At 69.0% G+C, this 21,446-nt stretch carries 17 protein-coding genes; 8 read left to right on the forward strand and 9 right to left on the reverse strand.

Annotated features, from left to right (window positions below; translation table 11 throughout):
• The first annotated feature begins 2 nt into the window (after positions 1-2).
• The 3 genes from DIE03_RS18995 (at position 3) to DIE03_RS19010 (ending at position 2,622) form a co-directional block, all read left to right on the forward strand.
• Positions 3-188: a DUF6726 family protein gene (locus DIE03_RS18995; RefSeq protein WP_006489604.1), complete on the forward strand. Its 186-nt coding sequence runs from the start codon at positions 3-5 to the stop codon at positions 186-188.
• Between the two features lie 89 nt (positions 189-277).
• Positions 278-658, forward strand: coding sequence for an MliC family protein (locus DIE03_RS19000; protein ID WP_124452960.1), 381 nt, complete (start codon positions 278-280; stop codon positions 656-658).
• 392 nt (positions 659-1,050) lie between these two features.
• Positions 1,051-2,622, forward strand: a complete 1,572-nt coding sequence (locus tag DIE03_RS19010; protein WP_124452962.1) for a DEAD/DEAH box helicase — start codon at positions 1,051-1,053, stop codon at positions 2,620-2,622.
• 267 nt (positions 2,623-2,889) lie between these two features.
• Here the strand turns inward: DIE03_RS19010 and gluQRS are convergent, their stop codons facing one another.
• Together gluQRS and DIE03_RS19020 are read right to left on the reverse strand one after the other, a co-directional pair.
• Positions 2,890-3,783, reverse strand: a complete 894-nt coding sequence (gene gluQRS / locus DIE03_RS19015) for a tRNA glutamyl-Q(34) synthetase GluQRS (RefSeq protein WP_124452964.1) — start codon at positions 3,781-3,783, stop codon at positions 2,890-2,892.
• Between the two features lie 19 nt (positions 3,784-3,802).
• A complete protein-coding gene (locus DIE03_RS19020; RefSeq protein WP_124452966.1) occupies positions 3,803-4,657 on the reverse strand; it encodes a sulfurtransferase in 855 nt (284 codons plus the stop codon).
• Between the two features lie 216 nt (positions 4,658-4,873).
• Between DIE03_RS19020 and dnaE the strand changes: the two genes are divergently transcribed.
• The 3 genes from dnaE (at position 4,874) to DIE03_RS19035 (ending at position 11,090) form a co-directional block, all read left to right on the forward strand.
• On the forward strand, positions 4,874-8,404 hold the full coding sequence (gene dnaE / locus DIE03_RS19025) for a DNA polymerase III subunit alpha (protein WP_124452967.1): 3,531 nt from the start codon (positions 4,874-4,876) through the stop codon (positions 8,402-8,404).
• Between the two features lie 300 nt (positions 8,405-8,704).
• Positions 8,705-9,790, forward strand: coding sequence for a glycosyltransferase family 9 protein (locus DIE03_RS19030; protein WP_124453125.1), 1,086 nt, complete (start codon positions 8,705-8,707; stop codon positions 9,788-9,790).
• A gap of 121 nt (positions 9,791-9,911) precedes the next feature.
• The gene (locus DIE03_RS19035) at positions 9,912-11,090 is read left to right on the forward strand and encodes a glycosyltransferase family 9 protein (protein ID WP_124452969.1); all 1,179 of its coding nucleotides are present in this window, start codon (positions 9,912-9,914) and stop codon (positions 11,088-11,090) included.
• A 144-nt stretch (positions 11,091-11,234) separates the two neighbouring features.
• On the opposite strand, the gene DIE03_RS19040 is transcribed toward DIE03_RS19035, so the two are convergent.
• The 3 genes from DIE03_RS19040 to DIE03_RS19050 form a co-directional block, all read right to left on the reverse strand.
• Positions 11,235-12,515: an O-antigen ligase gene (locus DIE03_RS19040; protein ID WP_124452972.1), complete on the reverse strand. Its 1,281-nt coding sequence runs from the start codon at positions 12,513-12,515 to the stop codon at positions 11,235-11,237.
• A gap of 133 nt (positions 12,516-12,648) precedes the next feature.
• A complete protein-coding gene (locus DIE03_RS19045) occupies positions 12,649-13,491 on the reverse strand; it encodes a glycosyltransferase family 2 protein (RefSeq protein ID WP_124452974.1) in 843 nt (280 codons plus the stop codon).
• Positions 13,492-13,623: 132 nt separating this feature from the next.
• On the reverse strand, positions 13,624-14,376 hold the full coding sequence (locus DIE03_RS19050) for a glycosyltransferase family 2 protein (protein WP_124452976.1): 753 nt from the start codon (positions 14,374-14,376) through the stop codon (positions 13,624-13,626).
• 225 nt (positions 14,377-14,601) lie between these two features.
• Here DIE03_RS19050 and msbA point away from each other — a divergent pair, with 225 nt between their 5' ends.
• Together msbA and DIE03_RS19060 are read left to right on the forward strand one after the other, a co-directional pair.
• Positions 14,602-16,353, forward strand: a complete 1,752-nt coding sequence (msbA, locus tag DIE03_RS19055; RefSeq protein WP_260434915.1) for a lipid A export permease/ATP-binding protein MsbA — start codon at positions 14,602-14,604, stop codon at positions 16,351-16,353.
• A gap of 92 nt (positions 16,354-16,445) precedes the next feature.
• Positions 16,446-16,826 carry an RcnB family protein gene (locus DIE03_RS19060; protein ID WP_124452980.1) on the forward strand — a complete coding sequence of 127 codons (381 nt, stop codon included), beginning with the start codon at positions 16,446-16,448 and terminating at the stop codon, positions 16,824-16,826.
• A 64-nt stretch (positions 16,827-16,890) separates the two neighbouring features.
• Here DIE03_RS19060 and DIE03_RS19065 read toward each other — a convergent pair whose 3' ends face one another.
• From DIE03_RS19065 to DIE03_RS19080, 4 genes are all read right to left on the reverse strand, one after another.
• On the reverse strand, positions 16,891-17,457 hold the full coding sequence (locus DIE03_RS19065; RefSeq protein ID WP_124452982.1) for an aromatic acid exporter family protein: 567 nt from the start codon (positions 17,455-17,457) through the stop codon (positions 16,891-16,893).
• A gap of 41 nt (positions 17,458-17,498) precedes the next feature.
• Complete coding sequence (locus tag DIE03_RS19070) at positions 17,499-18,761, reverse strand: MFS transporter (protein ID WP_124452984.1); 1,263 nt, start codon at positions 18,759-18,761, stop codon at positions 17,499-17,501.
• Positions 18,758-19,720 carry a PRC-barrel domain-containing protein gene (locus tag DIE03_RS19075; RefSeq protein WP_124452987.1) on the reverse strand — a complete coding sequence of 321 codons (963 nt, stop codon included), beginning with the start codon at positions 19,718-19,720 and terminating at the stop codon, positions 18,758-18,760. The genes DIE03_RS19070 and DIE03_RS19075 overlap by 4 nt, the downstream gene beginning before the upstream one ends.
• A 258-nt stretch (positions 19,721-19,978) precedes the next feature.
• Complete coding sequence (locus tag DIE03_RS19080; protein WP_124452989.1) at positions 19,979-21,205, reverse strand: collagen-like triple helix repeat-containing protein; 1,227 nt, start codon at positions 21,203-21,205, stop codon at positions 19,979-19,981.
• Positions 21,206-21,446 lie beyond the last annotated feature (241 nt).

A 21,446-nucleotide genomic window follows, 5' to 3' on the forward strand; every position in this document is an offset into this window, starting at 1 on the left:
CGATGGCGTCGAGGTGGTTGCGTATCGGAAAGCTGGGCGTTGCGCTGGCGCTTGTCGCGAGTCTCGCGGGTTGCGGTCTCGCGGCCGCACCGTGCCGGGTGGCTTCGGCCGGGCTCAAGATCGTGCCGCTCGTCGGCCACGTTGCAGCGGCGCCGACCGACGCATGCGCCGACGTCATCGATCCCTGATCGCGACGACCGACTCGATTCGCTGCCAACCATAAATGACCGCGCGCCCCGCGAGGGCGCGTTTCCATCTGTCTCGTGAGAGGACCTGCATGATTCGCCGAACCCTCGCCGCGCTCGCGCTGGCCGGCACCGCCGTTTCCGTCGCGCACGCCGCGCAACTGACCGTCGAAGAGATCGACGCCGATTCGCGCCAGCAGACCGTCTACCAGTGCGCGAACCAGAAGCAGCCCGTGCGCGTGTCGTACTGGCTCGCGGGCAACGGCCAGAGCTTCGCGCTCGTGCCGGTCAACGGGAAGCAGATGCTGTTCGTCGACACCGTATCGGCGTCGGGCGCGCGCTACCAGGCCGGCCGCTATACGTGGTGGACGAAGGGCAAGGAAGCGACGCTGCGCGACGAGATCGCCGACGAGAAGGCGCCGCCGCTGCTGGGCGACTGCGTGCAGGTCGAGAAGAAAAAGAAGAAGGGCTGAGCGCCGCGTGCGGTCGCGGATCGTCCGCGCTCGTCGTATTGACCGGCTGCCGGGCCTGACCGCCCGGTACGCGGGCAGGCGGCGGGCGTCCGGATACGATGATAAGGGATCGGACCCCCGATATTGCTCGCCGGCCGATCGGGATAGCCCGATCGGGCCGTCCATTGCCCGCACGGGCCCGTACCGTGCCCGCCGCGCGAACCGTCGTTGCGGCCGTTCGCGGCGTTGTCACGGACAGATGGCCGCGCAGTGCTACAATACGGCCCTTTCCGTCGGCATTCGCGCCGAACGGAGTCCGCACGGCCTGGCGTCCAGCGTTCACATTGAACCGGTCCCAAGCGCCAGAGCGGCGCCGCGCGGCGCGCCGCGGCTCCGTCTATTTCCGAATTGTGATGAGCGCAGGCCCGGCTGGCCTGACGCACGATGTCCCCGCCGCGCCTTTTGAGCGAAACGCCACCATGTCCGATTCTGTCGCCAAGCCCGTCGACGCAACCTTCGATCAATTCGGCCTTGCCGCCGATATCCTGAAAGCCATTGCGGAGCAGGGTTATACGACGCCGACGCCGATCCAGGCGCAGGCCATTCCGGTCGTGCTCGCCGGCCGCGACGTCATGGGCGCCGCGCAAACGGGTACCGGCAAGACCGCGAGCTTCTCGCTGCCGATCATCCAGCGCCTGCTGCCGCAGGCCAACACGAGCGCGTCCCCGGCGCGCCACCCCGTGCGTGCGCTGATCCTCACGCCGACCCGCGAACTCGCCGACCAGGTCGCCGCGAACGTGCACGCGTACGCGAAGCACACGCCGCTGCGCAGCGCGGTCGTGTTCGGCGGCGTCGACATGAACCCGCAGTCGGCAGAGCTGCGCCGCGGCGTCGAGATCCTGATCGCGACGCCGGGTCGCCTGCTCGACCACGTGCAGCAGAAGACGGCGAACCTCGGCCAGGTGCAGATCCTCGTGCTCGACGAAGCCGACCGGATGCTCGACATGGGCTTCCTGCCCGATCTGCAGCGCATCCTGAACCTGCTGCCGAAGGAGCGTCAGACGCTGCTGTTCTCGGCCACGTTCTCGGGCGAAATCAAGAAGCTCGCATCGACCTACCTGCGCAATCCGCAGACGATCGAGGTCGCGCGCAGCAATTCGACGAACGCGAACGTCACGCAGATCGTCTACGACGTCGCCGAAGGCGACAAGCAGGCGGCCGTCGTCCAGCTGCTGCGCGATCGCGGCCTGAAGCAGGTGATCGTGTTCTGCAACAGCAAGATCGGCGCGAGCCGCCTGGCGCGCAACCTCGAGCGCGACGGCGTGGTCGCGTCGGCGATTCACGGCGACAAGACGCAGATCGAACGGATGCAGGCACTCGACGCATTCAAGCGCGGCGAGATCGAAGCGCTGGTCGCGACCGACGTGGCCGCGCGCGGCCTCGACATCGCCGAGCTGCCGGCCGTGATCAACTTCGACCTGCCGTTCAGCGCGGAAGACTACGTGCACCGGATCGGCCGTACCGGCCGTGCCGGGGCGACGGGCGACGCGCTGTCGCTGTGCAGCCCGAACGAGCGCAAGCAGCTCGCCGATATCGAGAAGCTGATCAAGCGTCCGCTCGAAGTGCAGACGCTCGCGCTCAACAAGCCGGCACGCCCGCGTCACGACGACCGTGGCAGCGAGCGCGGTGGTGACCGTGGCGGCGATCGCCACGGCGAACGCGGTGGCGAACGGGGCGGTCGTCGCGATCGCGACGAGCATCGCGGCGCGTCGGGACACCGCTCGGCCGGTGCCGAGCGTGGCGGTCGTCCCCGTCGCCACGAAGCGCCGGTCGACGATTTCTTCCTGAAGCCGTACGAGCCGTCGGCGCCGGCGAAGCAGGCGGACGACGCACAGCCCGCGCAGCAGCCCGAGAAGAAAGGGCCGAAGCGTCAGGTTGCGGCGCTGCTCGGCGGGTTCGGGATGCCGCGCAAGCCGTCGGCGTAACCGGACGGTTCAAGCGGTCGAGGCGGTGCGCGAACACTGCCGCAGAAGCGGGTGCATGCGATGAGCATGTGCCCGTTTTTCATTGGGCGACGCGATCGGGAAGGGGCTGCGCGGGCGGGCGATGGCCGGTCGCGCGAGGCAGGGGGATGTCGATGCCGTGTCGTCGGCGGGCGTGGCGCCCGGGCTTGCGTCACGTACTCATGCGATCCGGTTCGACGCCGACGGAGGCAGGAACGCGGCCGGTACGGGCCGCGTTCTGGCAGCGATTCAACCGGCACGAAGCCCGAAGCGACGCGCCCACGCAGCGGTCGCGGCCGCGTAGAACGCGTCCATCGTCCGGCTCGACAGAACGCCGTCGTCCGTCAGGCCGAGATGCTCGGCCGCAGCTCGCAGCGCCGGCAGCGGAGCACCGCGTTCGAGCGCGGTCGCACCGGTCTGCTTGCTGAGCTTTTCGCCGTTCGCATCGACGACGACGGGCACGTGCAGGTACTCGGGCGTCGGCACGCCGAGGCAGCGTTGCAGATGGATCTGGCGGGCGGTCGAATCGAGCAGGTCTGCGCCGCGCACGACATGCGTGATGCGTGCATCGGCATCGTCGACGACGACCGCGAGCTGGTAGGCCCATTGGCCGTCCGCGCGCTTCAGCACGAAATCGCCGACTTCGGTCGCGAGGTTCTGCGATTGCGTGTGCTGCCAGCGGTCGTCGAACGTGACGATCGCGTCGTCACCGTCGGGCACGCGCAGGCGCCACGCGCGCGCGGGCTTGCCGTGCAGGCCGGTGCGACATGTGCCCGGATACGCGAGCGTGGTGTGGCGTTCGTGCGCGGCGCGCAGCGAATCGGCGATTTCCTTGCGCGTGCAGCCGCACGGATAGACGCACCCCGCCGCGACGAGCTGCTCGAGCGCGGCCGTGTACGCCGCATCGCGCGTGCTTTGCCACACGGGCGGTTCGTCGGGCGTCATGCCGAAATGCGCGAGCGTCGCGAGGATGTCGTCGGCCGCGCCGGGTACCGTGCGCGGGCCGTCGAGATCCTCGATGCGCACGAGCCACGTGCCGCCATGCGCGCGCGCGTCGAGCCAGCTCGCGAGCGCGCCGACCAGCGAGCCGAAGTGCAGCGGGCCGGTAGGCGACGGCGCGAAGCGGCCGCGATAGCCGTTCATCGGGGCGCGGGTCGCGCGCTTACGCGGCGCTGGCTGCCTGCGCGCAGGCCGGGCACGACTTGCCGGGCACGTAGCTCGGCGATTGTTGCGCTTCCGGCGTGACGACCGCGCGGCACGCGAAGCACGTGACGTTCTCGGTGGGCTGGAGTTGCGGGTTCAGCGCGGTGCGGTAGTCGAACACGAAGCAGTCGCCGTGGTAGTGCGCGCCGCCGACTTCCTCGAAGTACTTCAGGATCCCGCCTTCGAGCTGGTACACGTTCTCGATGCCGATTTCCTTCATGTGGATCGCGGCTTTCTCGCAGCGGATGCCGCCCGTGCAGAACGACACGACCGTCTTGCCTTCGAGGTCGGCGCGGTTCGCGTCGATCACTTCAGGGAATTCGCTGAACTTGTCGATCCGGTAGTCGAGCGCGTCGTCGAACGTGCCGACGTCGACCTCGAACGCATTGCGCGTGTCGAGCATCACGACCGGGCGGCCCGTGTCGTCGTGGCCGCGGTCGAGCCACGTCTTCAGCGTGCGGGCGTCGACGAACGGCGCGCGGCCGAGTTCCGGCTTGATCGCGGGCTTCTTCATCGTGATGATCTCGCGCTTCAGGCGCACGAGCATGCGGCGGAACGGTTGCGAGTCGGACAGGCTTTCCTTGAACTGCAGCGTCGCGAACTTGCCTTCGAACAGCGGATCGTGGCGGAGGTAGGCGATGAACGCGTCGGTGGCTTCGCGCGGGCCGGCGATGAACAGGTTGATGCCTTCCGGCGCGAGCAGGATCGTGCCGCGCAGGCCGAGTTCGTTGCAGCGGGCGGTGACGAGCGGGCGCCATTGCTCGTTCGCGTCGAGCGACACGAAGTGGTAGGCGGCGAGGTTGACGATGGTCATGATGGTCCGACGGGAAAACGGCCGCACGGCGGCCCGCAAAAAAGGGTGCGAAGCCGGGGCGTTGATTCGAAAAACCGTATTATCCCGCAAACGGCACGGGCATCGGTATCCGGCCGATCGGCCAGCCGCGCGACGCGTCGCCGCGTGCATCGGCCGAACGGCCGGAACGGGCATTTTTTGGGCAGGCTGCGCGGCGGGGCGGCTACAATAGCGCCCATGTCAGATCCCCGCTTCGTCCATCTTCGCGTTCACTCCGAATTCTCGATTGCCGACGGCATCGTGCGCATTGACGACATCGTCAAGGCGGCGGCCGCGGACGGTCAGGGCGCGCTCGCGCTCACCGATCTCGGCAACGCATTCGGCCTCGTCCGTTTCTACCAGGAAGCCCGCGGCAAGGGCATCAAGCCGATCGCCGGCTGCGACGTCTGGATCGCCAATCCCGACGATCGCGACAAGCCGTCGCGGCTGCTGCTGCTCGTCAAGGACAAGGTCGGCTACCTGAATCTCTGCGAGCTGCTGTCGAAGGCGTGGCTCACGAACCAGTACCGCGGTCGCGCGGAGCTCGACGCGAGCTGGCTCGACGGCGAGCTCTCGCAAGGGCTGCTCGCGCTGTCGGGCGCGCAGCAGGGCGATATCGGGCTCGCGCTGGCCGCGGGCAACGAGGAAGCCGCGCGCCGCCACGCCGAGCGCTGGGCGAAGGTGTTCCCGGGCGGCTTCTACATCGAGCTGCAGCGCTACGGCCAGCCGGGCGCCGAGGCGTACATCCAGCAGGCCGCGACGCTCGCCGCGTCGCTGAAGCTGCCGGTCGTCGCGACGCACCCGACGCAGTTCATGACCGACGACGATTTCACCGCGCACGAGGCGCGCGTGTGTATCTCGGAAGGCGACATCCTCGCGAATCCACGGCGCCAGAAGCGTTTCACGACCGACCAGTATTTCCGCACGCAGGACGACATGGTCGCGCTGTTCGCCGACCTGCCGTCGGCAGTCGCGAACACGGTCGAGATCGCGAAGCGCTGCAACCTGAAGCTCGAGCTCGGCAAGCCGAAACTGCCGCTGTTCCCGACGCCGGACGGCATGTCGCTCGACGACTACCTGGTCCAGCTGTCGAAGGAAGGGCTCGAGACCCGTCTCGTGCAGCTGTATCCGGTCGAAGCCGAGCGCGACGCGCAGCGCGACACGTACTACAAGCGCCTCGAATTCGAGTGCGGGACCATCACGAAGATGGGCTTCCCCGGCTACTTCCTGATCGTCGCGGACTTCATCAACTGGGCGAAGAACAACGGCGTGCCGGTCGGCCCGGGCCGCGGCTCGGGCGCCGGTTCGCTGGTCGCGTACGCGCTCGGCATTACCGATCTCGATCCGCTGCGCTACAACCTGCTGTTCGAGCGCTTCCTGAACCCGGAACGCGTGTCGATGCCCGACTTCGACATCGACTTCTGCCAGCACGGCCGCGATCGCGTGATCCAGTACGTGAAGGAAAAATACGGCGCGGACGCCGTGTCGCAGATCGCCACCTTCGGCACGATGGCCGCGAAGGCGGCCGTGCGCGACATCGGCCGCGTGCTCGACCTCGGCTACATGTTCACCGACGGCATCGCGAAGCTGATCCCGTTCAAGCCGGGCAAGCACGTGACGATCGCCGACGCGATGAAGGAGGAGCCGCAGCTCCAGGAGCGCTACGACCACGAGGACGAAGTCCACCAGCTGCTCGATCTCGCGCAGCGCGTCGAAGGCCTCACGCGTAACGTCGGGATGCACGCGGGCGGCGTGCTGATCGCGCCCGGCAAGCTGACCGATTTCTGCCCGCTGTACACGCAAGGCGACGAAGGCGGCGTGGTCAGCCAGTACGACAAGGACGACGTCGAAGCCGTCGGCCTCGTGAAGTTCGACTTTCTGGGTCTGACGACGCTGACGATCCTCGACTGGGCCGAGCGCTACATCCGCCGGCTCGATCCGTCGAAGGCCGACTGGTCGCTCGCGCAGGTGCCGCTCGACGATCCGGCCTCGTTCCAGATCCTGAAGAAGGCCAACACGGTCGCGGTGTTCCAGCTGGAAAGCCGCGGGATGCAGGGCATGCTGAAGGATGCGCAGCCCGACCGCTTCGAGGACATCATCGCGCTCGTGTCGTTGTACCGTCCGGGCCCGATGGACCTGATCCCGAGCTTCTGCGCACGGAAGCACGGCCGCGAGAAGGTCGACTATCCGGATCCGCGCGTCGAACCCGTCCTGAAAGAGACCTACGGCATCATGGTCTATCAGGAGCAGGTGATGCAGATGGCGCAGATCATCGGCGGCTACTCGCTCGGTGGCGCCGACTTGCTGCGTCGTGCGATGGGCAAGAAGAAGCCCGAGGAGATGGCCAAGCACCGCGAGATCTTTGCCGAAGGTGCGGCGAAGAACGGCCTCACGCGCGAGAAGTCCGACGAGATCTTCGACTTGATGGAGAAATTCGCGGGCTACGGCTTCAACAAGTCGCACGCGGCCGCGTATGCACTGCTCGCGTATTACACCGCGTGGCTGAAGGCACACCATCCGGCCGAATTCATGGCGGCCAACATGACGCTCGCGATGGACGACACCGACAAGGTGAAGATCCTGTTCGACGACTGCGTCGTGAACAACCTCGCCGTGCTGCCGCCCGATATCAACCAGTCGCATTACCGGTTCGAGCCGGTCGCCGAAGCCGACGGCCGGCGCTCGCGCACGATCCGCTACGGCCTCGGTGCCGTGAAGGGCAGCGGCCAGAACGCGATCGAGGAAATCCTGCGTGCGCGCGAGGAAAAGGCGTTCACCGACCTGTTCGACTTCTGCGAACGGATCGACCGCCGCGTCGTCAACCGCCGTACGGTCGAGGCGCTGATCCGCGCCGGCGCGTTCGACTCGCTGAACGCGAACCGTGCGCAGCTGATCGCGTCGGTGCCGCTCGCGATGGAAGCGGCCGACCAGGCCGAGGCGAACGCGATGCAGGCCGGCCTGTTCGACATGGGCGCCGAGTCGCCGCACGCGCATGCGCTCGTCGACGAACCCGCGTGGGACGACAAGCGCCGCCTGCAGGAGGAAAAGGGCGCGCTCGGCTTCTACCTGTCCGGCCACCTGTTCGACGCCTATCGCGACGAAGTCCGCCGCTTCGTGCGACAGAAGGTCGGCGACCTGAAGGAAGGGCGCGACAAGCTCGTCGCCGGCATCATCGCGTCGCTGCGCACGCAGATGACCCAGCGCGGCAAGATGCTGATCGCGTTGCTCGACGACGGGTCGGGCCAGTGCGAGATCACGATCTTCAACGAACAGTTCGAGGCCAACAAGGCGCTGTTCAAGGAAGACGAGCTGCTGATCGTGCAGGGGCAGGCACGCAACGACGCATTCACCGGCGGCATTCGCTTCACGGCCGATACCGTGATGGATCTCGAACGTGCACGCAGCCGCTATGCGCAGGCCGTGCGGCTGACCATGAACGGCAATGCCGACGCGGTCGCGTTGCGCCGCGTGCTCGAGCCGCACGTGTCGAAGGACGATCCGGCGGCCGCCGCGGTCGAAGCGCCGGCACCACGCGGCGGCGGGCGCGATGGCGGCCGTCGTCCGCAGGCGCCGCTGCCGAACGGGCTCGCGGTGCAGATCCACTACAGCAATGCGCGGGCGCAAGGCGAAATGCGCCTCGGCGACGCGTGGCGCGTGAAGCCGAGCGACGTGCTGCTCGCGGAACTGCGCGCGGCGTTCGACGGCAGCGTCGTCGAAATCACCTACTGATCGCGCCCCGTTTCGACGGCTGTCGCGACAGGCGGCCCGTTGCATCGCCATCGAGCGGTGCGGCGGGCCGTTTTTACGTCTGAGGGTAATCGGGCCTTGGGCTGGTCATCCGGACGCTATACAATCCGGCGCTAGCTGCACATGCGCGGCGCCCGCCGCGGATTCGCGCGACGCACGGCGCTGCCATGGTGTGCATAAACGGGGGCGGATCCATGCGATGAACGATACGACCGCCCCGGATCAGGACGCCGTGAAACGGCCCGTCGCGACGATAAAAAAACCGACTGTCTCCATATGACCATGGCCAATGGGAACCCGACGCAGCGGATCCTCGTGATCCGGATTGATTTTCTCGGCGACATGCTGTGTACGACGGCGTTTCTCGGCGCGCTGAAGGAACGTTGGCCCGGCGCGGAGCTCCATGTGGTCGCGAACCGCTACAACGCGGCCGCGCTGGCCGGTAACCCGGACGTGCATGCGATCCATACATACGTCTACAGCCGACAGTGCGAGCGCAACGACCGTCCCGGGCGGATGCGCGCATTCTTCGACAGGCTGCGGCTCGTGCGCCGCCTGCGCCGCCTGCGGTTCGACCTCGTGGTCGTGCCGAACGGCGGCATGCATCGCAGCAGCATGCAGTTCGCGCGCCAGCTTCGCGCGAAGGACTGCCGCTGGCACGATGCCGACACCGAATTCGACGATCGCAAGCCCGAGCATGTCGCGCAGCGGCAGATGTGTCACGAGGCGCTGTCGGGTTTCCGGCTCGTGCCCGAACTCGGCCGTGCGGATCTCGACCGCCTCGAACTGTCGGTTCACCCCGACCCTGCGCTGCAGGATACGTGGCATCGGCTGCTCGGCGCGCGCACGAAGCCGCGTGTCGGGCTGTTCGTGTCGAACAAGGCGGTCGAGCGCCGCTGGCCCGCGGACCGCTGGCGCGACCTCGGCATGCGGCTCGCGCCGTTCGCCGACGTGATCGTGTTTCGCGATCCGGCGATCGGCAAGTGTGCCGAGGTCGATACGTGGCGCGACGTGGATGCGCGGCAGGTGGCGCCGTCGTCGGTTGCCGAGCTGGTGGCTGCCGCGAGCCTGCTCGACGTGATCGTGTCGGCCGACAGCGCGCCCGTGCATCTCGCGTCGGCGCTCGGCGTGCCGGTCGCCGCGCTGTTCGAGGACCGTCCCGAGAAATACCTCCGCTGGCACCCGCTCGGCGTGCCTCACGTGATCCTGCGCGCCGGTGCGACCGTCGACGCGATCGACGTCGACGCGGTCGAACGGGCGGTGCGCCATCTGCTGCCGCAGGCCGGTCATCGCGACGAGCCGGCTGCTGCTGCGGGGCATGTGCAGCCGGCTGCCGCCGCGCCTGCGGTCATGACGATCGCCTCGTAGCACCCGCACCCGCACCCGCACGGCACGGGCGTCGGCGCAGCCTGCCGGCGCGCCACGCCGCGCCGGCTGCGGCAAAATCCTGTACATTGCCAGCCTTGTTCAGCCAGCCAGACAGATCGCCGTGGCCCTGTTTTCCTCTGCCCGCCCGCCCAGAACCATTCTCGTTGCCGCACCGCGCCGGATCGGCGACGTGCTGCTGACGACGCCGCTCGTGCGTTCGCTGAAGGCCCGCTGGCCGGAGGCGCAGATCGACATGCTGGTGTTTCGCGGCACCGAGGGCGTGCTCGAGCACAATCCCGACGTGCGCCGCGTAATCGTCGTCGCGCAACGTGCGGGATTCCGCGAACGGCTGCGCGACGCGTTGTCGATGTGGCGCCGCTACGATCTCGCGTGCGCGGCGCTGAGTTCCGACCGGCCGCGTTTCTACAGCTGGTTCGCCGGCCGCAAGCGGGTCGGTCTCGTCGATCCGGATCGCGTCACGTGGCTCACGCGAATGATGCTGAACGGGATCGCGATCAATCATCACGAGTCCGCGCATACGGTCGTCAGCACGCTCGCACTTGCCCCGGTGATCGGCATCGAGCCGGTGTCCGAGGTCGTTGCGCCCGGTATCGGCGACGATCCCGGGCGGCGCGCGCGCTTCGACGCGTGGCTCGCCGAGTCGCCGGCGATCCGCGACGGCAAGCCGCTGGTCGTCCTGCATCCGTATCCGATGTTCCGCTACAAGCAATGGCGGCTCGACGGCTGGGTCGAGATGATCGGCTGGCTGCGCGAGCACGGCTTCGCGGTCGCGCTGTCGGGCGGCCCGGCCGACAGCGAGCGCGAGTATGCGGAGCAGGTCGCGGCCGAAGCGGGCGGCGACGTGCTGAACCTGGTCGGCCGGCTGACGTTCGGCGAGAGCGCGGAACTCGTGCGGCGCGCGCGGCTCTTCATCGGGCCCGACACCGGCGCGACGCACGTCGCGGCCGCGACGGGCACCGACACGATCGCGCTGTTCGGCCCGTCCGACCCCGTGCGCTGGGGGCCGTGGCCGCAGCACTGGCCCGCGACCGAGAACCCCTGGCCGTTGCGCGGCTCGGGGCGGCACGGGAACGTGTGGCTGCTGCAGGGGGCGGGCGATTGCGTGCCGTGCCGGCACGAAGGCTGCGAGCGCAAAGTCGACAGCCGCAGCGACTGCCTCGCCAATCTCGGCGCGCAGCGCGTGAAGGCCGCGGCGGCCGACATGCTCGGGCTGAATCCGCCCGGTGCGGCGGATGCCGTCGTCGACACGTCGCGGCTGCATCGCGCCCGGTCCGACTGACGCGCGGGGGACGCGCGTTTTCCTGAATTCGAAGGGGAGCAGGGCCGCGACGAGCAGCGCCGACGGCACGCTGCCCGCTCGCGTCGACGCCGGGCTGGCGTCGCTGCCGGAGCCGGCCGACAGCGGAACCCGTGTCGTGGTGCGTTACGCGCTGCGCCGGATCGCCGACGTTTCGCGCGGCAGCGCTTCGCCGCGTTCGCCGCAACCGAGCAGGATGCCGGCCAGCAGCACGATCAGGTGCCCTTCGGCGAAATCGAGCAGCAGCGAGTTCGCGAGACTGCCGATCGCGAAGATCGCGAGCCACCCGAGCAGCAGGTGCCGTGAGCGCGGATCGAGCGCACGGCTGCCGCGCGCGATCTGCACGATCAGGTTGATGAACAGCAGCAGGCCGACCGTGCCGAGCTGGACGGCCATCAGCAGGTATTCGTTGTGCGGGTTCGACGTGAGCTGCCCTTCGGCTGCCGTCTTGCCGGCCGTGAGCCGCTCGAATTCGGTTTCGAGGCCGCCCGCGCCGTAGCCGATCACGGGGCGCTGGCGATACAGTTCGAGCCCCTTCTTGTACCACTCGAGACGCAGGCCGGTGGACGTGGCCGCATCGCTTTGCCGGTACTGCTGCACTTCCGTCACGACCTTCACGAGCCGGCCGTTGTGAACCGTGCACGCGGCGACCACGAGTGCGACGCCGGCGAGTGCGAATACGCCGGCGGCGAGCCCGGCGCGCAGCGCCGACTGCCGGCGCAGCAGCAGCACGAAACGCACGGCGACGACGAGGATCAGCAGCAGCGCGATGACCTGCCCCGTGCGTCCTTGCAACATCACGAACACGTTGACGAGCGACCACGCGGCGATGCCCGCGTACGCGACGCGCGACAGCGCCGTGCGGGCCGCCAGCGCGAGATCGGCGGCCTGGTAGAACAGCAGCGCGCCGAACATGCCGGCGGCGATATGGTTCTTGAACACCCACGCGCGCGACAACGGCAGATCGGACGCGTGCGCGGGCCCGATCGCGGTCAGCCCGAGATAGTTGGTCGTCGACAGCAGCAGGATCACGCACAGCGTGCCGAACCAGCAGCGCTGCACGATCGGCGCCCAGTTCGAATGACGGAACGCGAGCACGGCAAACGGCAGCAACAGCAGCTTGTCGTACTTGGCGACCCAGCTCCACGCCTTGCCGTGCGGCGCGACCGTGTACGTGATGCTGACGGCGAGCGCCGCGAGGATCAGCAGCGCGGCGAGCGACGCCTGATCGGTGACGAGCGAGCGCAGGTCGCGCCAGAATTCGGGGGAGATCACGAGCGCGGCGGCGAACAGCCCGCAGAACACGTTGGTCAGCGCGGTCGAGACGGGCACCATGCAGAGCGCGGCGACGGCGAATGCACGGGCGGCGGTCAGGCGCCGCGAGGCGGGAGCGGAAAACGATAGCATCGGAACCTGTCGAATGGACGAATGCGGCTTGCCGGCATCGTGCGGCGCGCCGCGCATCCCGGCGGGAGATCCGGGACGAACGGCGCAGTATACGCGAAGCAGGACAGGTTTCTGTGTCGTTTTCGGGGCTCGATCAGCTGAAGGCGCGCTTGATCCGCGAGCGCAGCAGCGCGCGCTTCAGGCGGCCTTCCACGGCCGGCGTCGCGAGTGCGATTTGCGGGCCGGCCGGCTCGCCGCGATGCAGGTAGTAGCGGTCGAACGTCGCCTGGGTCATGCCCCATTTGTTGAGAAACTGGCGGCGACCGTCGTTCTTGACGATCTTGCCCGTGCTCTTCTGCTGGAAGTGGTAGACGAGGCTGTCGCCGACGCCGAGGAAGATCCGGCAGCCGGCGTCCCAGAATTTCATCGAGAAGTCGTTGTCGCTGCTCATGCCGGGCGACAGCTCGCTGCTGTAGCCGCCGATGCGGTTCCACCAGTCGCGGTGCACGAGCGTCGGCGGCCAGGTCGATCCGAGCCAGTCCGCGCGTGCGAGCTTCGGCGTCGCCGCGACGAGGCCCGCCGCGTCGAACTGCTCGGCGTCGCGGCCGAAATTGCTGACGACGACGCACGGGTTGCGCGTGTCGACCGGCTCGACCATCGTGCCCGACAGCATGAAGAGGTCGGTCGGCATCTGTTCGATGCGGCGCACGAGCGCCGCGTCCCAGCCTGGGCAGCAGTACATGTCGTCGTTCATGTAGACGACGTAGTCGCGCGTCGCACGCGCGGCGGCCCAGTTCACTGCATGGCAGATGCCGATGTTGGCCGGCGACGCGGTGTGCTCGATGCCTTCGCTGCGTACCCAGTCGAGCGTGCCGTCCGAGCCGTCGTTCACGTGCACGATGACCTGGTGGTCATGGGCGGAATGGCGGCGCAGGCTGTCGACGACGAGCTTGAGGTACGGCAGGTTGTTCCAGGTCGGAATGATGATGGAGAACATGGCGGTCGGAGTCGGTGGTCGTCGTGGCGGGCGGCGCGCGGCGGCGCCTCTCGGGCGGGCTCGCGCGGCGCGGGCAGCCCGGCATTGTAACGCCGGGCCGCGCGCGCGCCGGCGGTGCGCGGGGCGGGCGGCTCAGCGCGCGGCTTCGTGGCCGAGTTTCAGGAAGCGGTAATACACGGTTTCCGCGTTGAACACGGCGATCATGAAGCCGGCGCGGCCGTCGAGGAACCCGCGCCGCAGCACGTAGGTCCGCACGAACGCCCATGCGCCGCGTGCGACCGCCTTGCCGAAGCCGCCGCGCTGGCCGGCCGCGCGGCGCTGGCGCGCGCCGGCCGTCGAATACGCGTCGAGCTTGCGCACGACGGTTTCGAAGTCCTCGTACGAATAGTGCATCAGCTTGCCGGCCAGGCGCTGCGCGGCGCCGTCGAACACGAGGCGCTCATGCACGAGGTCGTCCGAGAACCGCGCGGCGCCGCGCCGGAACAGGCGCGGCACCCAGTCCGGATACCAGCCGCTGTGATGGATCCACTGGCCGCAGAAGCTCGACAGCCGGTCGACCGCATAGACCTTCGCGGCCGGCGTGCGGATCGTGTCGCGGATCGACTGCGCGAGCTCCGCGGTGACGACTTCGTCGGTATCGAGCGACAGGATCCAGTCGGTGCCGAGCGCGTCGAGCGCGCGGTTCTTCTGCGGGCCGAAGCCCGGCCAGTCGCGCTCGACGATCACGCGCGCGCCGTGCGCCTGCGCGATCGCGACGGTATCGTCGGTGCTGCCGCCGTCGATGACGACGACATCGTCGGCGAACGACAGCGCATCGAGGCACTGCGCGAGCCGGGCGGACGCGTTGAGGGCGATGAGGGCGACGCCGAGGGAGGGTTCAGCCATGAAATCGTCGGAAAGGCGGAGAAAACGGTGAGCGGCAGTATACCCGCGGCCCGGCCGCCGGCCGCATCGGCCATGCCCGTGCCGGCGGGGGCGGTGCGGCTATAATGTTGGGCCCTTTTAGGCATCCGCCCGACGGGGGCGAACTCCCGGGCGGCCACGCGCCGGGCGCCGCATCGCGGCTCAAGAAGGATTGCCTTGGAAACCCAGAACACACTTCGCAAACCGATGGACGGCACCGGCACCTCGCCGGTCACGGTCCTCAAGCGCCTGTGGCCGTACATCCGGCCGCTGATCGGCATCGTGGTGCTCGCCGTGATGACGATGGGCGTCGTCGCGGCCACCGAAGCCGGTATCCCGGCGCTGCTCAAGCCGCTGCTCGACCACGGCTTCGGCTCGCACGGCAGCGACAGCGCGAAATGGTACGTGCCGATCGCGGTGATCGGCCTCGCGCTCGTGCGCGGCGTGTCGCAGTACACGTCGAACTACCTGCTCAACTACGTATCGAACCGCATCCTGCTGCAACTGCGGCTCGAGATGTTCCAGCGGATGCTCCACACCGGCGCGTCGTTCTTCCAGCGCGAAACCGCGAGCACGGTGATCAACGCGATCGTGTTCGAAGTCAACCAGATCCTGTCGGTGCTGACCGGCGTGATGGTGACGCTCGTGCGCGACTCGCTGACCGTGATCTTCCTGCTCGGCTACCTGTTCTACCTGAACTGGCGGCTCACGCTGATCGTCGCGGTGATCCTGCCGGGCATCGGCTGGCTCGTCAGCAAGATCAACCGCCGCCTGCGGCGCCTGAACCGCGAGCACCAGACGCTCACCAACGAGCTGTCGTACATCGTCGAGGAGACGGTCGGCGGCTACAAGGTCGTCAAGGTGCACAACGGCGAAGCGTACGAAATGGATCGCTTCACGACGATGAGCAAGCGCCTGCGCGGCTACGCGATGCGCATGACGATCTCGGGCGGCCTCGCGCAGCCGCTCACGCAGTTCCTCGCGTCGATCGCGCTCGCGGTCGTGATCACGATCGCGGTCGTCCAGTCGTCGAACGACCAGACGACGGTCGGCGGCTTCGTCGCGTTCGTCACGTCGATGCTGCTGGTGATCTCGCCGCTCAAGCACCTGATCGACGTCAACCAGCCGCTGCAGCGCGGGATGACGGCCGCCGAGCTGATCTTCGGGCTGATCGACGAGCCGGCCGAACCGCAAGGCGGCGGCCGGCCGCTGCCGCACGCGCGCGGCGAGATCGAATTCCGCAACGTGTCGTTCGACTATGGCGCGGCCGAGCGGCCGACGCTCGACCGCATCTCGTTCAAGGTCGCGCCGGGTGAAATGATCGCGCTGGCCGGCCCGTCCGGCAGCGGCAAGACGACGCTCGTGAACCTGCTGCCGCGCTTCTTCGACCCGACCGACGGTGCGATCCTGGTCGACGGCGTGCCGGTTTCCGACTACGACCTTCATGCGCTGCGCAGCCAGATGGCGATGGTCAGCCAGGACGTCGTGCTGTTCAACGACACGATCGCGGCGAACGTCGCGTACGGGCAGACGCCCGATCGCGCGCGCGTGCAGGCCGCGCTCGAGGCCGCCAATCTCGCCGATGCAGTCGCCGCGATGCCCGACGGGCTCGACACGCTCGTCGGCGGCAACGGGATGCGATTGTCCGGCGGCCAGCGCCAGCGGCTCGCGATCGCGCGCGCGATCTACAAGGACGCGCCGATCCTGATCCTCGACGAAGCGACGTCGGCACTCGATTCGGAATCGGAGCGCCACGTGCAGGCGGCGCTCGAACGGCTGATGGAAGGCCGCACGACGCTCGTGATCGCGCACCGGCTGTCGACGATCGAGCGCGCGGACCGCATCCTCGTGCTCGAGGCCGGCAAGATCGTCGAGGAGGGCAGCCACGATGAACTGCTGCGCCACGGCGGCCTCTACGCGCACCTGCACCGGATCCAGTACCAGCAGCAGGCGGCTTGACGCGCGGTCATGCGCCAGCGCAGTGCCGTGTGCTAGTCTCCATCGGGCAGTTCGAGTGTTCGTTCGACGTGACAACACGGAGGGAAAGCACGATGAACAAGATGCACGGGATGGTGCTGGCCGCGGTGATCGCGGCCGGTTTCGCCGCGCCGGCCGCGATGGCGCAGGACCACGACAACCACGACGACCACGGCGGCCACGGCATGCAGCGTGGCCACGGCCCGAAACACATGCCGCCCGGCCAGATGCGTCATGAGGACGACGTGCCGCAGCGCTGGGCCGACCAGCCGCGCCGCGAGTGGCACAAGGGCGACCGGCTTCCCCCCGAGTTCCGCGATCGTCAGTACGTGATCGACGACTGGCGCGGCTATCGCCTGAGCCCGCCGCCGCGCGGCTATCAATGGGTCGGCGTCGGCGGGGATCACCTGCTGGTGCAGATCGGTTCCGGCATCGTGTTGCGGATCGGCGACTGACCTTGCCGATCGCCCGGCACGTATCGCGATGCCGCGATGCGCGCCGGGCAGCCGGCCCGCCGCGTCACTTCGCTTGCGCGTGGCGGAACCAGCGCCGCTCGATCCTCGACATCACCCAGCACACGCCCAGCGCACACACGGTGCCGAGCGTCACCTCGCCGAGCCGCATCAGCGGCACATCCCACAGCGGGCCGTTGCCCGGAAACAGCAGCACGATCGTCGCGGTCACGCCGCCGAGCCGTGCCGCGCTGCCGACGTTCAGGCACCAGCAGCAGACGATCACGACCGCGACCGTGATCGCATACGTGACGAGGCGATCGCCGCCGACCGCCGCGCCCGCGAAGCCGAGCACGCCGCCGACCATCGCGCCGACGAACTGGTCGCGCGACAGCGACATCGTGTCCGAGTAGTTGTGCTGCGTGACGGCGATCGCGGTGATCGCCGCCCACACGGCCTGCTCGGTGTGCATCGCACGGCCGATCGCATACGCGAGGCACGCGCTGCAGACGGCCTGGAGCGCCATCAGCCCGCCTTGCGCGAGCCGTTCGCTGAATGACAGCCCCTTGAACAGATCGAAGATCGACTGCTGGATCTGCTGGCGGGCTTCGTTGAGTGTCCTGATCGTATCCATCGTGAGTCGGCCAAGAAGCGGGTAACGGCGGCGCGCCGCGTTCAGTGCGCCTGTTCGGGCGATGCGGCAGCCGGTTCGTCGGCCGCCGTGTCGCCGTTCTCGACGCGTGTTTCGGGCATCACGAGCCAGACCAGCAGCACCGCGAGCGCGCCGGCGCCCGCGAGCCCGAAGAAGCTGACCGCGTTGCCGAAGTGATCGGCGACGTAGCCGGCGGCGGCCGTGCTGAGCGTCGCGCCGATCCCGGCCGCGAGCCCGAACAGCCCGATGCACAGGTTGTAGCGGCCCTTGCCGCCCGCGACGTCGGCCGCGATCAGCGGCAGCATCACGCCGAACACGGCCGCGCTGATGCCGTCGAGCATCTGTACCGGCACGAGCAGGTACGGGCTGCTCACGCCGGCGAACAGCAGCGCGCGCACCGGCAGCGCGGAGAAGCCGAGCAGCAGGATCGGCCGGCGCCCCCAGCGTTGCGCGGAGCGGCCGACCCACGGCGACAGCATCGCGACGATCGCCTGCGGCACGATGATGCACGCGGCGATCACGAGCTGCACGTTTTCGCCCATCCCGGCCGTGACTTCGCCGGCCGCGAGGTTCAGCATCGCCGCGTTCGACAGGTGGAACAGCACGACGCACGCCGCGAAGATCAGCATCCGGCGGTCGCGCAGCAGCTCGAGCAGCGTCTCGCGTTCGCCGGCTTCGTCGTGGTGATCGTCGGGCCTCGACGACTGCGGGATCACTTCGTGGGTCGGCTGGATCATCGCGAGCGCGAACAGTGCGGGCAGCGCCAGCACGGCGGTCAGCCAGAACACCGCGCGCGCGGAGAAGTATTCGCCGGTGAGCCCCATCAGGCCCGCCGCGACCGCGCTGCCGATCGAGGCCCAGCGCGCATTGCGGCCGAGCCGGTCGCCGAGGTCGGCGCGGCCGACCAGCGAGAACGAGATGGCGGCCATCGCCGGCACGAGCATGCAGCTCGCGAAGCCGTGGAACACCTCGGCGGCGATCACCGGCACGATCGTCGGGCTCGACGCGAGCAGCACCGCGGACAGGATGATGGCCGCGATCGCCCAGGCGGCCGCGCCTTTCTTGTTCTTCAGCGCGTCGACGGCCGCGCCGCCCGGCACCTGGCTGACCATCGCGCTGATCGTGCCGATCGACAGCACCATGCCGATTTCACCCTGCGTCCACTTGTGCGACGCGAGGTAGGACGCGATGAACGGGCCGAACCCGGTCTGCACGTTTGCAACGAAGAAGTTGAGCCAGTCGAGGGACCGCAGGCTGCGAACGCTGACGGAATGCTTGATCGTCATCGGGTGGCACTCGCAGATGAAGCCGGGGCCGGGGCAACGGGCGGGAAGACCGCGACGATCGGCTTGTCGGCCGCGTAGGGCGGCGATGCCTTGATCTGCGCGTCGTTCAGGTCCAGCTGCGGGTGCAGCGCCTTGTCGCGCGTGACGAAGCGCAGTGCGCCCCAGCTCGCGGCGATCGAACGGCGGTCGGTATTGACGAGGCCGCCGAGGTCGAGCACGACGGCCTGCGGCTGCGCGGCGCGGTCGATCAGCACGTCGACGATGCGGCCGATCTTCGTGCCGTTCGGGCGCTCGACGTCGCTGTCGAGCATCGGCAGCCGCGTCGCGGGCGAGGCCGCGGCCGAACCCGACAGCGGCACGGCCTTCGGCCGCGCGGCCGGCGGCAGGTCGCCCGACGGCACGTCGAGCACGATCGGCTCCTGTTTGCCGCCCGGCGTGAAGCGGAACACGTTCCACGGGAAGATGACCTTGCGGTCGCCGACGCCCATGAAACCCTGCAGGTTGACGATCATCTCGCGCGGCTTGCCGCTCGCATCGGTCACCATGTCGACCGCGCGGCCGATCACCTTGCCGTTGCGGCGCGCGACTTCGCTGTCGAGCAGCGCATGGATCTGGGTGCGGTCGAGCGGGCGCGTCGCGACGATCGGCGGGGGCGGAGGCGGCGCAGGCGTCGGTGTTTCGGGGTGCTGCACGGGTTTCGGCCGCGTCACTTCGCGGTGCGGCTTCTTCGGCGCTTCCGGCGCCTCCGGTTGCGTCGGCGCCGGCACGGGCGGCATCGTCAGCGGCTCGCCGGCGGTTTCCTCGACAGGCTCGACGAGCGCCTCGCTGATCGGCGCGGGCGGGTTCTGGACCGGCAGCAGCCCGCAGCCGGACAGCAACGCGACGGCGACGAGAATCAGGAAGACCGTCGAGGACGGCAACGACTTGCGGGATGCGGGAAACGGGAGTCCGCCGCTCATTGACACTCACTCCATGGGTCGGGGGCGGCCCGAGGGCACGCGGCTGGCGATGGATGGCGGGTGCGGGCGGCGCACCACGCGAGGTGAGAGTTTAACGTGTCTTGCTTTCAGGACCGATTTCGATGGCCGGTTGCAGGCGGACTGTGGGGAAAAGGTAGGGATCGGAGGGGGCGGGCGCGGCCGGATGCGCCCCGGGGAGGGTTGCAGCCGCGGCGCCCGATCGTCGGTGACGATGCGGGCGCCGCGTCTTCGAGCGGCTTATTTGACCAGCGAGCCGAGCGTCGTCGTGACCGGGGCGAGCACGCCGCCCACCGTCTTCGAGAGCGCACCGGTACCGGTGCCGCCCGTCAATCCCGCGACGGGCGAGCCGCCGGCCGCGCCCGACACGGCGCCCGTCACGGTGCCGACCGCCGTCGTGAGCGCGCCGGCCGGGTTGCTGCCGCCCGTCGCGCCGCCGAGTGCGCCGGTCGACAGGAGCCCCGTGACCGGCGCGAGCGGATTCGTCGCGGCAGCGCCGCCGCCGAGCAGCGCCGTGCCGGCCGTGGCCACCGTGTTGCCGGTTGCCGTCACCACGTTGCCGATGCCGGTCGTGACCGGATTGCCGCCGGTCTTCGCGATCGTCGTGCCGGCGTTCGCGACTCCGTTGCCGACCGTCGTCACGAGGTTCGTGAGCGGCGCGCCGAGCGGCGTGCTCGCCGCGACGGTCTGCGTGACCGACCCGACCGTCGTCGTGATCGGCGTGATCGCCGAACTGGCGGCGCCCGTGACCTGCGCGACGGGGCCGGTCGACAGCTGCGTGCCGAGCGTTGCGCCGCCGCCCGCGATCGTATTGCCGAGCGTCGTGATCGCGCCGCCGACGGGCGACGTGACGGGGGCGAGCGGGGCCAGTGCCGAGCCGCTGGCGCCGAGGCTCGACACGACACCGCCGGTCGCCGCGACCGCGTTGCCGAGATTCGTGACCACGCCGCCCGTGCTCGCGACCGTCGTGCCGACCGGATTCGACGATGCGCCGAGCTGGCCGAGCCCCGATCCGATGCCGGTGCCGAGCGTCGTGACGGCCGCGCCGGCATCCTGCACGACGGTGCCGAGCCCTTGCGTGGTCGCCGCGTTCGTGCCGGGCAGCGACTGGCCCGCGATCACCGTGCCGACGCCCGATACGGTGCCGCCCGCGGCCGTCACGACGTTGCTCGACGCATCGATCGTCTGGCCGAGCGCATTGGCCGACTTGCCGGTGCCGGACGTGCTGCCGGTGCCGCTCCCCGTGCCGCCCGCGGTCGAGCTGCTGCCTGACGCGCTGCCGCTTCCGTTGCCGGCGCCCGTGCCGCCGGTCGTCGCGGTCGTGTCGCCCGAACCCGAGCCGCTGCCGCCGGTGCCCTGGCTCAGCGAGCCGGAGCCGCCGCAGGCGGACAGCGACATCAGCGCCGCAACGCCTGCCGCGATCATGATCATTCGGAGTCCTGCTTGATGGATGGTCGGCGTCGTCATGTCGTCCTCGTCTTGTCTCGTTTGATGGAATGGGTCAGGCGGCCGTCGCGTGCGCCGACGTGTCGTCACTGCGAACGGGAAGCGGCTGGCACGTTGTCGGTTGTCTCCCTGATTGCCTGTCGCCGTGTCGCATTTCGCCCGTACCGGAATCCGGAGCGCTTGTCGGGCGAGCGATTCACATTCTTTCGTATTGCTTGCCGATCGCGCCGGAAAACACCGGATTCCTGGCAATCAGAGTAGG

Source organism: Burkholderia sp. Bp8992 (assembly GCF_003853705.1).
Taxonomy (GTDB): Bacteria; Pseudomonadota; Gammaproteobacteria; order Burkholderiales; family Burkholderiaceae; genus Burkholderia.